At 45.3% G+C, this 13,290-nt stretch carries 14 protein-coding genes; all 14 read left to right on the plus strand.

The features are described from left to right. The first annotated feature begins 79 nt into the window (after positions 1-79). The gene (terL, locus tag A7981_RS05735) at positions 80-1,732 is read left to right on the plus strand and encodes a phage terminase large subunit (RefSeq protein ID WP_256365549.1); all 1,653 of its coding nucleotides are present in this window, start codon (positions 80-82) and stop codon (positions 1,730-1,732) included. A 1,160-nt stretch (positions 1,733-2,892) separates the two neighbouring features. Then, the gene (locus tag A7981_RS12355; RefSeq protein ID WP_256365545.1) at positions 2,893-3,015 is read left to right on the plus strand and encodes a hypothetical protein; all 123 of its coding nucleotides are present in this window, start codon (positions 2,893-2,895) and stop codon (positions 3,013-3,015) included. Between the two features lie 2 nt (positions 3,016-3,017). Further along, entirely contained in the window at positions 3,018-3,230 is a 213-nt protein-coding gene (locus tag A7981_RS05740) for a hypothetical protein (protein ID WP_067265230.1), read from the plus strand. A 123-nt stretch (positions 3,231-3,353) separates the two neighbouring features. After that, complete coding sequence (locus A7981_RS05745; protein WP_067265232.1) at positions 3,354-3,593, plus strand: hypothetical protein; 240 nt, start codon at positions 3,354-3,356, stop codon at positions 3,591-3,593. A gap of 568 nt (positions 3,594-4,161) precedes the next feature. Beyond that, positions 4,162-4,305, plus strand: a complete 144-nt coding sequence (locus tag A7981_RS12070; RefSeq protein ID WP_165595542.1) for a hypothetical protein — start codon at positions 4,162-4,164, stop codon at positions 4,303-4,305. After that, complete coding sequence (locus A7981_RS05760) at positions 4,302-4,532, plus strand: hypothetical protein (RefSeq protein WP_067265241.1); 231 nt, start codon at positions 4,302-4,304, stop codon at positions 4,530-4,532. Before A7981_RS12070 ends, A7981_RS05760 begins: the two co-directional genes overlap by 4 nt. A gap of 683 nt (positions 4,533-5,215) precedes the next feature. Beyond that, a complete protein-coding gene (locus tag A7981_RS12075) occupies positions 5,216-5,371 on the plus strand; it encodes a hypothetical protein (RefSeq protein WP_165595543.1) in 156 nt (51 codons plus the stop codon). Between the two features lie 10 nt (positions 5,372-5,381). Next, positions 5,382-5,576, plus strand: coding sequence for a hypothetical protein (locus A7981_RS12000; protein WP_131800942.1), 195 nt, complete (start codon positions 5,382-5,384; stop codon positions 5,574-5,576). A gap of 152 nt (positions 5,577-5,728) precedes the next feature. Then, positions 5,729-6,082, plus strand: coding sequence for a hypothetical protein (locus A7981_RS05775; RefSeq protein WP_067265251.1), 354 nt, complete (start codon positions 5,729-5,731; stop codon positions 6,080-6,082). Between the two features lie 15 nt (positions 6,083-6,097). Next, the gene (locus tag A7981_RS05780) at positions 6,098-7,105 is read left to right on the plus strand and encodes a site-specific integrase (RefSeq protein ID WP_067265255.1); all 1,008 of its coding nucleotides are present in this window, start codon (positions 6,098-6,100) and stop codon (positions 7,103-7,105) included. A gap of 242 nt (positions 7,106-7,347) precedes the next feature. After that, a complete protein-coding gene (gene tig, locus A7981_RS05785) occupies positions 7,348-8,652 on the plus strand; it encodes a trigger factor (protein ID WP_067265259.1) in 1,305 nt (434 codons plus the stop codon). A gap of 6 nt (positions 8,653-8,658) precedes the next feature. Beyond that, entirely contained in the window at positions 8,659-9,297 is a 639-nt protein-coding gene (gene clpP / locus A7981_RS05790) for an ATP-dependent Clp endopeptidase proteolytic subunit ClpP (protein WP_371440343.1), read from the plus strand. A gap of 45 nt (positions 9,298-9,342) precedes the next feature. Further along, positions 9,343-10,608 (plus strand): ATP-dependent Clp protease ATP-binding subunit ClpX, encoded by a 1,266-nt coding sequence (clpX, locus tag A7981_RS05795; protein ID WP_067265265.1) that lies wholly within the window; start codon positions 9,343-9,345, stop codon positions 10,606-10,608. A 152-nt stretch (positions 10,609-10,760) separates the two neighbouring features. Continuing rightward, on the plus strand, positions 10,761-13,196 hold the full coding sequence (gene lon / locus A7981_RS05800; RefSeq protein ID WP_067266617.1) for an endopeptidase La: 2,436 nt from the start codon (positions 10,761-10,763) through the stop codon (positions 13,194-13,196). Positions 13,197-13,290 lie beyond the last annotated feature (94 nt).

Consider the following 13,290-nt stretch of genomic DNA (forward strand, 5'->3'; position numbering starts at 1 on the left):
ATCACTCCTAGACCCCTTTGCGCGAAGCACTGGGGTCTTTTTTCGTTGTAAAGGATTAGAAATAGCAATCATAGAAGACATTGACCCCGTTAAAGCGGACTTTAGAAACTTCTTGTACCTCGTTTGGAAACACTTAAACCTTCCTGACCCAACACCAATTCAATATGACATTGCACATTATCTCCAACACGCACCTAAGCGCTGTGTTATTGAGGCTTTCCGAGGTGTTGGCAAATCTTGGATTACTTCAGCCTTCGTATGCTGGCTCTTGCTCCGTGACCCACAGACTAAAATACTTGTGGTGTCAGCTTCAAAGGGGCGTTCGGATGACTTCAGTTCATTCACTAAGCGTCTTATCGCTGATATGCCTGAGCTACAGCACCTTATCCCTAAGGACGGACAGCGTGACTCAATGGTCGCCTTCGATGTGGCACCAGCTCTTAACTCTCACGCACCTTCAGTTAAATCCTTAGGTATCACAGGGCAGCTTACAGGGTCACGAGCTGACGTAATCATTGCCGATGACATTGAAGTAGCCAATAACTCCTTAACTCAGATGCTCCGCGATAAGCTGAGTCAGTCTATTAAAGAGTTTGATGCCTTACTTACGACTAAACCTGAAGCTCGAATCATCTATCTAGGTACGCCTCAGACTGAAATGTCGGTCTATAACTCACTCCCTGAGCGTGGCTATGAGGTACGTATCTGGACAGCTAGGTTCCCAAATCCTAGCCAGATTGAAAAGTACATGGGAAGGGTAGCACCTTACATTACTGACGCTTTAGATAGAGACCCTGCACTAGCAGGTAAGACTTCAGACCCTAAGCGATTCACTGACATTGACTTAATGGAACGTGAGGCCTCTTACGGTCGTTCCGGCTTTGCCCTTCAGTTCATGATGGACACCAGCTTAAGTGATGCTGATAGGTATCCTCTGAAGTTAATCGACCTATTAATCTTTGACATTGATCGTGACGTAGCCCCAGTTAAACTTACATGGGCTGGCTCTCCTGAGTACACCATTCCGACACTTCCAAGTGTTGGCTTCATTGGCGACCGATACCAGCGCCCAATGTTTAGCTCCAAGGAGTTTACTGACTTCCAAGGTTCGGTAATGTCTATCGACCCTTCAGGCCGGGGAGCCGATGAGACAGGGTATGCAGTAGTGAAGATGCTTAACGGTATGCTGTATTGTCCTGTAGCTAGTGGCTTCAAAGGGGGATATGACGATGAAACACTCAAGTCCCTTGCACTCGTAGCTAAGAACCAGAAGGTTAACCTCATCATCATTGAGTCTAACTTCGGTGATGGTATGTTCACTAAGCTATTCACACCTTGGTTAGCTAAAGTGGGCTATACGTGTACGACCATAGAAGAACGTTCGGTAGGGCAGAAGGAGAGGCGTATCATTGATACTCTGGAGCCTGTATTGAATCAGCATAGGCTGGTGGTTAGTGAGAACGTAGCCAAGGAAGACCTTAAGACTGAAGACCCTAGGTATCAGCTTATGTTTCAGCTCACACGTATCACTAAGGACAGAGGCTCTCTTGTCAAAGATGACAGACTCGATGCTCTAGCTATCGCTGTGAAGTATTGGGTCGAGCAGATGGATAAGGATACCTCCACCAGCTTAGATGAGTACAAGACTCGAATGCTTGAAGAAGAGCTTGAGAGATTCGCAGACACCGTGTTCGGTCATTCAGATCATTCCCTCACATGGGCTAATGCTTAACACCTAAGGTAACACTTAGAGTCACACCCAAAGTAACACCATAAGATACACCCTAGGCTCGCGCTAAGGCCTCTACGACTGATTATTTATAGTCAGCTAGAGGTTTGCCTAGGGTGTATCTTTTTTTTCATTCCTTAGTGTTGGGACACTTAAGGTATTCCCCAATGTACTCATGGAGTTATTACACTATAGGGGGATAAACACCCACTGTAGGAGTATGTATATATCTTATAGTGTATAACTATAAGTGTTACCTATAGTGTTACTTAAGGTGTAACACTAAGTGTATGCTTAGATCACACTACAGATACTTATAGTGTGACTGTACCTCTCCTTAGTCTTTGCTTGAATTATTAATTAGCAACCTGATAAGAAGTAAGTCCTGATATTAGTATCACCTATAGGCTTAGAATCTACAGCACACACTTTAGTATCCCCATTGTGAGTGTTAGTGATAACGATTAGGCCATTACTGTAGGTAGACTGATAGCTAGCTTGAGGGCTGAACACCCATAGTGCTAGTATGATCGCTATAGTTGAACCGAGAATAGCTTGAGGTGTTGTCATTAGTTGTTCCCCTAGTTGTTAATGGGAAATATTTTACAGTAAAAATGTGAAACCCTATACGACCGTTGCGGCGCGGAATAAACCCCCCTCTGCCCCTCACCGTTTTGACCCCTTGGCACAGGCATTCCGTCTCACTTTGGTCTCACTTACGTCACACTAGATGCATAAGCCCATGATTTAAAAGGCCTCGCACTGGATAAAGTGTCCAGTTAGTAGGGCATAAGGTAACACTAATCACTATATCTTGTGGTTTACCTTGAGTGTTACCACTATATATTGTGCTTTATTGTTCTATATCCCATTATATCTATTTTTTTTCTTATCTATATATAGTATGCACACCTAATGTCACACTATCACCAACACCACCAGCCATCACCTCTAGCGCAATCTGTACCTCAATCACCATAGACAACACGGTCAGCCAGCTATTGATTGCCTGTATTGTTGCTTAAATGACACACCAAGTATTCTCTAAGTAATAATTAACTTGTGCATTAACTATTCTTTATGTAATACTTGAATCTCAGTAACACGAAACGACCTTAAAGGGTCTTTTTATCGGTTCTTACTATTACTTAGGGAATACTTAAATGACTACACAGACAGTTAAACACCTACAAGCCCAATGCGGAACGTTCGCTATTGCTAAACACTTAAAGAGCCAAGGCTATCCGCTGTATATGGCTATCCACTTACTAGCTAAGAAAGGTTAATCATGTCATTCATATTTATTATTAAACCCAATGTACCAACGCTGCCCGATGTTATCGGCGTAAAGCTAGGGGAGAAAGGCTACTGGGATTTCACAGGGTATGAGCCTGACGTGTTGCCTGAGGATGTAGCAGATAGTGCTTACTGTGGTTCTTTGTTTGGATGGGACGTCCCTGCCGCTCGCGTTGCAAAGAAGTATGCCGAGGCTAACCAATGAGCAAGAGACCTAACCAAATTAACCGTGAGGCAACTGACGGCGCTTTTATCGGGATGGTGCTGTTTATTATTGTCCCTCTCATTTTGATGTACTTAGCAATAACTTATTAAGGATTCTACGATCATGAGCAACACATATAACGGCTGGACTAACCGCGAAACATGGCTAATAAACGTATGGTTTGCCCCTGAATCGAAGGCTGACGTTCAAAACGCTAGAGAGCAAATCGAATCAGATATTGAAGGCATCCCTCAGTATCTTCAGGACTTCGTCAACGATAGTGCAATCAACTGGGATGAACTTGAAGCTCATTTTGAGGATGATGCTGAAGAGTCTGAGGAAGAAGAAGCGGAGCCGGATTAGTTCGCCTAAATGTATTCCCTAAGGAATAGTTCAGGGTGGCAATTTAAGCCTCTCACCAGCAACACGAGGGGCTTATGTGGCAATCCTGCCAAGTTGAAAGAGAGGTACGAAATGACGGAAAACAGACCTTCCTTGTACACACAGGCAAACAGTCTTTGTAACGAGATTGACGGCTTGATGGTTGATGCTTCCAAAGCCCTTGCGGGGTATCCATGCCGGAGAGAGTTTGAAGGCTTAGGAAAACTTCAGGAGGCCTTTACAGCAGCTTCAAGAGCTAGGGGCTTACTACTAGAGGCTGAAAAGGTGCTTAACAGTTCCACACTTCTTAAGGGGGTACCGGAATGATTAAAGCCATTGACCTGCGATTCTTTTCTCATTGCTTTAACGAGCAGGGAGAGCAGGAGATTGTGGAGGTTACTGAAGCCCAGTTTCTAGCACTTAAGGAGACACCTAACGCTTCAATCTCATACGCAAGGCACTCAGTACACACCAACGGAGTGCGACAAGTTTGTTTAACAGTGGACGTGGAAGACTGCCCACATTTAGAGGATTTAGAAAGGTTCAAATCATGAGATTCAAATTCGAAGTGACAACACCTAATGGGACGCTTAAAGGCTATCGTTTCGCGGACTCCTTAAGCCAAGTATCGGGCTGGCTCTGGAAGTTACGCCCTAACGCAATCTGTGTGCATGTGAAGAAGGTGACAGCATGAGCCAACGATACAGAGTAAGCCAGTACGCCTATGTGACTGTATACGTTGACGCTGACAGCCCTGAAGAGGCTTGCAGATTGATAGCTGACAGATACATCGAGCTAAAGGCGACTTGCTCAGGTGAAGAGCTGGAAGCGGATTTAAGCGACTGCATGGGCTTTGATGTAGATGAGGCTGACAACCCTAACAGCGAATCAGACACCTTGTACGAAGGAAAGGACTTCTAGCCGTGAAACACCTATTCGTAATGGTTCAAATCCCATCAACAAAGGCGTGGAGGTACGTTAAAGATTCACCTGAAGGCATACGCGAAGGTATCTATTGCATCAACGGCCTTCAAGGGGCTGAAGCACTGGAAAGATGCCGAGCTTTATACCCAATGCTTACTTTTGAATTGCGGTAATTGAGTCCTTCACTCGATACGCCTTAAGCAAACACTTAGGGCTTATCAGGGGAATGTCTCCCACGATCACCGGAAAGGATATTTATGGTTGATTTAGACGGACAAGCAATCCCTGTGTCTGTACCCAAGAAGTTAGCAGCGCTGGTTGCCTATTGGGACGATGAAAGGGGAATAGGTAACAGCCTGATAGTTACCACTAAAGAGGGGTTCGCTTTTGACCCCAATGAGAAAGAGCATGTAAGAGGTTTCGACACAGTTAAGGAAGCTATAACAGACCTTCACGATGTTGTGCCATGCACATGTGCCGAATGTTTAAAACCACAAGGGAGTAACACATGAACGAATCACTACTAAACGAATTGGCCTCTGAGGGTGCTGATGAATTAATCGAAGCTATCAAAGAGGGTACAACCAATGTTTGCCTCGGCTGAAGTGACTGAGGTAAGGCACCTAAAGAAACACGATGTGGTTATGCATCAAGGGCTACGAAAGACTGTGGAAACAGTTATGCATCCTGAAGATTCACCCATCGTGCGCCTGTACTTCAAGGAGCCGCAATACAAATACTTTGAGGCAGAGGCATCAACCCGAATAGTTACGGTGCCTAAGGAGCTTCCAGCGCCTAAGAAGCGGTACCCATCCATCATGCAATCTAACGTATAAAGGGCACCACATGAAACTAACTGTTATAGCTTTAGCCTTGATACTATCCGCTTGTGTCTCCACACCTAACTACGAGTGTGCAGCATGGGAGGCGCACGAGGAAACACAAACAATCCAGATAGGCTCAGGGGCTAACTACAATCGGGTGGATTTTCCGAAGGTAGAAGGTAAGCACTGCGTTAAATGGTCAAAGATTGGCAAGTAACACCAAGATAGTAAAGTAACAGGGGGAGTTAGTGTAGCGATTTTACACTGGGACAAAGTGAGTGATGGGGAGTCCCGAAGGGTTATGAATTGCGATAGAATCAATACCTCAGGGTATTTAATAATTTAAAGCATAATAAAAGGGACTTCATTATGAATACAAAGTTATTGCGTATCGTCATCGACTCACTAGAGGCACTTAAGGATGAAACAGGACGTGAAGACCTTAGGTTGCCTTTAGTTCTCACCTTGCTACACGTAGCGGATAGAAAAGAAGTGTCACACCAAGAACTGAGCAAGTTAACACGGGTATCTCAATCAGCGACAGCTAAGAATCTGATGACGCTAGGAGAGGGTACACCAGCTAAGGGATTGGAAGGTTTTGGGCTAGTAGATTCATTTGAAGACCCATTAGAGCGCCGGAGAAAGCTGGCAAGATTAACAACCAAAGGAAAGGAGGTAATGAAGGCAATAGAAACTAAAGCCGGAAGGTTCATCAACGCTTAAACATAGGAGGTATTTATGTTAGTTTTGAGAGAAGGTTTTTGGTACATAGACCTAACTCACCCAGTAACAAGTAAGCGGGTTCGGAAGTCCACCAAGACGACCGATAAGAAACAGGCCGAAGCTCTACACGCTAAGATTCAAAACGATATGTTTATGAGTCAGTGGGAAGGGGATAAGCCTAAAGAGTGTGAACTGACGCTACAGGAGGCTTACGATAAGGCCGTTAAACAACGCTGGAGCAGGAGCGGTACCCCTGACACAGTGCAGTATAACTTCAACCGACTTGTAAGGTTTCTGGATAGAGCTACGTTGATAAGGGATGTCACCAGCCCTTTGATATGGGAAGTAATCGGAGAGTTAAGGGATGACAGTTACCCTGATTCCACGATCAATCGAAGTCTAGCCGTACTCAGTACAATCCTAAAGATGGCAAGGGATGATTGGGAAGTGTTAGGCAAGATACCCAAGGTTCCTAAACTAGACGAAGGTTCGGGAAGGCTCAGGTGGCTCCAAGAAGGGGAAGAAGAGGTAATCACTGATTGGTTCAGAGCTAAAGGTGACAACGATATGGGCGACCTAATCGAAGTACTGTTAGATACTGGGTGCAGAGTTAGTGAAGTGTTAGAGCTTCGGAACAATGATGTTCTACTCGATGACCGTATGCTGGTGCTAAGAAAGACCAAGAAAGGGTCATGGGATACACAGCCTTTAACAAATCGTGCATTGCAGATATTCGCAAGACGCACTAAAATGTTTGACTTGCCCTTCGGAGGACTAACAAGACACGCAGCAATCCATAGGTTTCACACTATGAAGAAACACTGCGGGTTTGAAAGCGACAAGGAACTAATCCTACACACGATGAGACACACTACAGCGTCCCGTCTAGTGATGAAGGGTACAGACCTCAAGCGAGTCCAAGAGTTTATGCGTCACGCGGACATTAACACTACGTTAAGATATGCGAAACTCTCTACCAAAGAGAAGCTGAAAACAGCCGAAGTATTAGAAATAGTAGTGTGACGTAAGTGTGTCACAAGCATTGGCAGTGTGGCTAAAACTGGCAGTGTAATATAGTGGGTGTTTATACCAAGTTTATAATACAAGTTGTTGAATTAAGACAACTAATAGAGATGGTCATAAAGGTAAACGGTAGTGTTCCACTGGATTTAGGTTCCAGCGCCGCAAGGTGTGAGAGTTCGAGTCTCTCCGTCCCCACCATTTATTTAATGACATCAAAATTCATGATTTAAGGAACTCAGCACATGGTCGCAACCGTTGAAACCATCAGCAGTCTTGAGCGTCGCATTACAGTCACCGTCCCGTTAAAACCAATCCAAGAAGAAGTCAGTCAGCGTATTAGCCGTTTATCACGCACGGTGAAACTTTCTGGTTTCCGTCCGGGTAAAGTGCCGCTAAAGCTTGTCGAACAGCAGTTTGGTCCACAAGTGCGTGATGAGGTACTTTCAAGCACTGTTGAGCGTACTTTTGGTGAAGCCGTGGAAGAAAATAAGCTACGTGTGGCTGGCTTCCCTGATATCGAACATAAGCCATTCTCTGAGACTGCTGAGCAGTTTGAATATACCGCTACTTTTGAAGTATTCCCGGAAGTGCAAATTGGCGATCTGAGCAAAGTGAAGATCGAACGTCCAGCGCTTGAAGTGGCAGAGGCTGATGTTAAAAGAACGATCGATGTATTGCTGCGTCAGCGTGCTACTTATGAAGCGGTAAAACGCGCTGCCAAAAAAGGCGATAAAGTGACAGTAGCACTGACTGCTTCTGTTGATGGTCAGGAAGTCGAAAGCACCGGCGAAGAAGGTATTCAGTTGGTGCTTGGTGAAGGTGGTCGCGTGCCTGAATTTGATGACAGCATCATCGGTAGCAAGGCTGGTAGCGATAAAACCTTTGAAATTACATATCCTGCAGATCACAAGCCGGAACAATTAGCGGGTAAAACGGTCTCTTATAACGTAATCATCAAGAATGTCGAGCAAGCTATACTGCCTGAACTGAATGCTGATTTTGCTCGTGGACTTGGTGTTGAAGATGGCGATGTGGAAAAGATGCAAGCTGAAATCAAGCAAAGCTTGGTTCAGGAAGTAGATAAACGTATTCGTGCAAAGCTTAAAGAGCAAGTATTCCAAGCGCTGATCGAGAATGTCACTGTTGATTTGCCAAAGGCGATTATCAACGCTGAGATCAACCGTTTGATGGGTGCTACACAAAAAGATTTAGAGCAACGCGGTGTTGATTTGAGTAATGTAACGCTTGAGCCAAGCATGTTTGAAGATCAAGCTAAACGCCATGCGAGCCTGCGATTGATTCTTTCAGAGGTAGTAGTAAAGAATGAGTTGCAAGCGAATGCAGATCAAGTGCGTGCGATGGTTAATCAGTTCGCACAAAGTTTTGAGCGACCAGAAGATGTAGTACGTTGGTATTATGATGATAGCAAACGTCTGGATGAGCCTGCAGCATTAGCAACTGAAGAGAATGTCGTAAGTTGGGTTTTGGCTGCTGCCAAAGTAGCAGACAAAAAAGTGAAATTTGAAGAATTGATGGGAAATTCCTAAATGGTCATGCAAAACCGTACTGACTTCCAAAGCCAATGGGAACCGCAAGGTCTCGGCCTTGTTCCGATGGTTATCGAACAAAGCGGCAGAGGCGAGCGCGCTTATGATATCTACTCACGTTTATTGCGTGAGCGTATCGTGTTCCTAGTCGGTCCTGTGAATGATATGACAGCTAATCTTGTCGTAGCGCAATTGCTATTCCTGGAAGCTGAGAATCCAGATAAAGATATCTCGCTCTATATCAACTCACCAGGTGGTTCGGTGACTGCTGGTATGGCGATCTATGACACGATGCAGTTCATCAAACCTGATGTCAGCACACTTTGTATCGGTCAGGCAGCCAGCATGGGCGCATTCCTGTTGACTGCTGGTACTAAAGGCAAGCGTTTTAGCTTGCCTAACTCACGCATGATGATCCATCAGCCTCTTGGCGGTTTTCAAGGCCAGGCTTCTGATATCGAGATCCATGCGAAAGAGATTTTATATCTGCGTGAAAAGTTGAATGGCATCATGTCTCATCACACAGGTCAGCCAATAGAGGTTATCGATCGTGATACAGATCGCGATAACTTCATGAGCGCTGAGCAATCAGCCACATACGGCTTGATTGATAAGGTGATTGCCAATCGCGCTGATGCCGCATAAGATAGAAGCGTCAAAAAAACCACTCGTATTCATTGGGAATATTGCATGAGCGACAAAGAAAGCGAAAAATTACTTTATTGCTCTTTTTGCGGTAAGAGCCAGCATGAAGTAAGAAAGCTAATAGCAGGGCCATCCGTATTTATCTGTGATGAATGCGTAGACCTATGCAATGACATCATCCGTGAAGAGGTGCAGGGCGAGAGCGGCCTGAAAGCACGTGATGGTGGTCTTCCCACCCCTAAAGAAATCTGCGACATCCTTGATCAGTATGTGATCGGTCAATCTCAAGCCAAGAAAAATCTGGCGGTCGCAGTCTATAACCATTACAAACGTCTTGACCAAAGTGCTAATAAAGACGATGTCGAGATCGCCAAAAGTAACATTCTTATCATCGGGCCGACTGGTTCCGGTAAGACATTGCTCGCACAAACCTTAGCGCGTTTGTTGGATGTGCCTTTTGTGATGGCAGATGCAACGACGCTGACAGAAGCAGGTTATGTCGGTGAAGATGTCGAGAACATCATGCAAAAGTTATTGCAGAAATGTGATTACGACATTGAAAAAGCACAGCGCGGCATTGTGTATATCGATGAAATCGACAAGATTTCACGTAAGTCTGATAACCCATCTATTACGCGTGATGTATCCGGTGAGGGTGTGCAACAAGCATTACTCAAACTTATTGAAGGTACGATTGCTTCAGTGCCGCCTCAGGGTGGCCGTAAGCACCCAAATCAAGAGTTCGTTCAGCTTGATACGAAGAACATACTGTTTATCTGCGGTGGCGCTTTCGATGGCCTAGATACAGTTATTCGTCGTCGCTCTGAAAAGGGCGGTATCGGTTTTGGTGCAGAAGTTAAAAGTAAGAGTGATGCACGTGCAATCGGTGAAGTCTTGCGAGACGTAGAGCCTGAGGATTTGATCAAGTTTGGTTTGATTCCAGAATTCGTAGGCCGCTTGCCAGCGATTGCGACTTTGGAGTCTCTGGACGAAGATGCTTTAATGAAGATTCTCGTTGAACCAAAGAATGCGCTGACCAAGCAATATGCCAAATTATTCAAAATGGAAGGTGTTGACCTCGAGTTCAGAGAGTCTGCATTGAAGTTGATCTCTCAAAAAGCGCTGGAAAGAAAAACCGGCGCACGTGGTTTACGTTCGATCATGGAACATTCATTGCTTGAGATTATGTTCGATCTGCCATCGATTCCTAACTTAAGTAAAGTTGTGGTCGATGATGGTGTGATTCGTGGCGAAACGCCACCGATTATGATCTACTCTGATGAAGGCCGTCTGGCTGAATCAGCAAGCTGATTTTATTTAAGCTGGTTCTATCCTAGTTTAGTAGTTGAAAGCTTAGTAGTTGAAATAGTGCGCTGGCACTTGAAGCACCAGTGTTTGCCCCCACTTGAAAAACATACGCGCATGGTATGTTGCCATGCGCGGCCAACACTGAAGGTTTTTCCATGACAGAACAGACTTTGCCAGTTTTTTCCGCCGACTCTGGCTTGATGCCACTGCTTCCATTACGTGATGTAGTGGTCTACCCGCATCTTGTTATCCCGCTATTTGTTGGCCGTGCCAAATCTGTTAAAGCGCTTGAGCTCGCCTCAGAAAATGACAAGCAGATATTGCTTGTTGCGCAAAAATTCCCCAATAAAGATGAGCCGGATGCTTCTGACCTCTACGAGGTAGGCACTATCGCTACGGTTCTGCAAATGCTCAAGCTGCCAGATGGCACCGTAAAGGTGCTTGTTGAGGGTATTGATCGCGCAAAAGTCATTAGGTTTGTTGAAACTGAAGAGTGCTTTGCGGCTCAGGCTGAGCGTATCGATAATGCAACCGATGATGATAATGAACTACAAGCGCTCATGCGTACTGTTTTTACGCAGTTTGATCAGTACGTCAAACTGAACAAGAAGATTCCCCCCGAGATTCTTACCTCGCTTGCAACCATCGATAATGCAGGCCGCCTTGCAGACACGATCACTGCACATCTCACATTGAAATTGGAAGAGAAGCAAAGCATTTTGGAGATGTTTAGTGTCTCTGAACGTCTTGAACATCTATTGAGCTTGCTCGAAGCTGAGATCGATATTCTTCAGGTAGAAAAACGTATCCGTGGCCGTGTTAAGCGCCAAATGGAAAAAAGTCAGCGCGAGTACTACTTGAATGAACAAGTGAAAGCGATTCAGAAAGAACTTGGCGAGCAGGACGAAAGTGCCGAGATCGATGAGCTTGAGAAGAAAATCAAGATGGCGCATATGCCTAAAGATGCGGCTATCAAAGCGAATGCTGAGCTTAAAAAACTTAGGTTAATGTCTCCCATGTCAGCCGAGGCAAGTGTGGTGCGTAATTACATTGATACGCTCGTTAATCTGCCGTGGAAGAAAAAGACCAAGATCAGTAAGGATCTATTAGTCGCTGAGAATATCCTGGACGAAGATCACTATGGTCTTGATAAGGTAAAAGAACGTATCGTCGAATATCTTGCTGTGCAGCAGCGAGTAGACAAGTTGAAAGCCCCCATCTTATGTCTAGTTGGCCCTCCTGGCGTGGGTAAGACTTCGCTTGGCCAAAGTATCGCTAAAGCAGTCAACCGTAAGTTCGTGCGTATGGCATTGGGCGGTGTACGCGATGAGTCTGAGATTCGCGGGCATCGTCGTACCTACATCGGCTCTATGCCGGGTAAGGTATTGCAAAGCATGACCAAGGTAGCAGTCCGCAACCCATTATTCCTGTTGGATGAAGTGGATAAAATGGGGCAGGATTTCCGTGGAGACCCATCCTCAGCCTTGCTTGAGGTGCTTGATCCTGAACAGAACCACACATTTGTCGATCACTACGTCGAAGTCGAATATGACTTATCCGATGTGATGTTCGTTGCGACGGCTAACTCATTGAATATTCCAGGCCCGTTATTGGATCGTATGGAAGTGATTCGTCTTGCCGGTTATACAGAGGCTGAAAAAGTGAATATCGCGATGCGATATTTATTGCCGAAGCAGCTTAAGACGCATGGCTTGAAAGAAACTGAAATCAATGTATCTGAAGCTGCTGTAAGAGATATCGTGCGTTATTTCACTCGCGAGGCGGGTGTACGTAGTCTTGACCGTGAAATCTCAAAAATTGCGCGTAAGGTCGTCAAAGAACTGCTGACGGCTAAGGCAAAATCAAGCAAAGTGGTGCGTAAAATCACTGTTACGCCAAAGAATCTTGAGAAATATCTTGGTGTACACAGATTTGATTATGGCGTTGCTGCTAAAGATAATCAGGTCGGACAAGTCACAGGCTTAGCTTGGACAGAAGTGGGCGGCGAATTGCTGACCATTGAATCGGTACTATTGCCCGGTAAAGGTAAAGTAATCACCACAGGTAAACTCGGTGAGGTCATGCAAGAGTCTATTCAAGCCGCAATGAGCGTGGTACGTAGCCGTGCGAAATTGTTAGGTATCTCTGAAGACTTTTATGAGAAGAGTGATATCCACATTCACTTGCCTGAAGGCGCAACGCCTAAAGATGGTCCGAGTGCGGGTATCGCCATCTCTACTGCGTTGGTATCAATCCTGACCAAGATTCCAGTGCGGGCTGATGTTGCCATGACAGGTGAGATCACTTTGCGTGGCGAGGTATTACCTATCGGTGGATTAAAGGAGAAGCTTCTGGCGGCACACCGTGGTGGCATTAAGACCGTCTTGATTCCTGATCAGAATGTGAAGGACTTGATCGAGATTCCAGATAACATCAAGGATCATCTTGAGATACATCCAGTAAAATGGATCGACGAGGTCTTAGAGTTTGCGCTGGAAAGAATGCCGCATGCCATTGAAAGTGAAGTGCCGGTGGCGGATGTTGCAGCAGAAGCAAAACCAGCAGATTCTCTGCTTGTCACTAAACATTAAATAATAATTAGCGGGAAAGGCTTGACACGGCCTTTCACCGCTTGCTATAAAGCCAAACACAGGTGCAGTATCCTGTCTTCTTAAACAAATAGTC

The organism is Methylovorus sp. MM2 (genome assembly GCF_001648895.1).
Classification (GTDB): domain Bacteria; phylum Pseudomonadota; class Gammaproteobacteria; order Burkholderiales; family Methylophilaceae; genus MM1.

What these genes read in the sequence shown, in the direction of transcription:
- A7981_RS12355 (WP_256365545.1), top strand. Translation starts at nt 2,893, where the DNA reads ATGACTACACAGACAGTTAAACACCTACAAGCCCAATGCGGAACGTTC.
- A7981_RS05740 (WP_067265230.1), top strand. Translation starts at nt 3,018, where the DNA reads ATGTCATTCATATTTATTATTAAACCCAATGTACCAACGCTGCCCGAT.
- A7981_RS05745 (WP_067265232.1), top strand. Translation starts at nt 3,354, where the DNA reads ATGAGCAACACATATAACGGCTGGACTAACCGCGAAACATGGCTAATA.
- A7981_RS12070 (WP_165595542.1), top strand. Translation starts at nt 4,162, where the DNA reads ATGAGATTCAAATTCGAAGTGACAACACCTAATGGGACGCTTAAAGGC.
- A7981_RS05760 (WP_067265241.1), top strand. Translation starts at nt 4,302, where the DNA reads ATGAGCCAACGATACAGAGTAAGCCAGTACGCCTATGTGACTGTATAC.
- A7981_RS12075 (WP_165595543.1), top strand. Translation starts at nt 5,216, where the DNA reads ATGCATCCTGAAGATTCACCCATCGTGCGCCTGTACTTCAAGGAGCCG.
- A7981_RS12000 (WP_131800942.1), top strand. Translation starts at nt 5,382, where the DNA reads ATGAAACTAACTGTTATAGCTTTAGCCTTGATACTATCCGCTTGTGTC.
- A7981_RS05775 (WP_067265251.1), top strand. Translation starts at nt 5,729, where the DNA reads ATGAATACAAAGTTATTGCGTATCGTCATCGACTCACTAGAGGCACTT.
- A7981_RS05780 (WP_067265255.1), top strand. Translation starts at nt 6,098, where the DNA reads ATGTTAGTTTTGAGAGAAGGTTTTTGGTACATAGACCTAACTCACCCA.
- tig (WP_067265259.1), top strand. Translation starts at nt 7,348, where the DNA reads ATGGTCGCAACCGTTGAAACCATCAGCAGTCTTGAGCGTCGCATTACA.
- clpP (WP_371440343.1), top strand. Translation starts at nt 8,659, where the DNA reads ATGCAAAACCGTACTGACTTCCAAAGCCAATGGGAACCGCAAGGTCTC.
- clpX (WP_067265265.1), top strand. Translation starts at nt 9,343, where the DNA reads ATGAGCGACAAAGAAAGCGAAAAATTACTTTATTGCTCTTTTTGCGGT.
- lon (WP_067266617.1), top strand. Translation starts at nt 10,761, where the DNA reads ATGACAGAACAGACTTTGCCAGTTTTTTCCGCCGACTCTGGCTTGATG.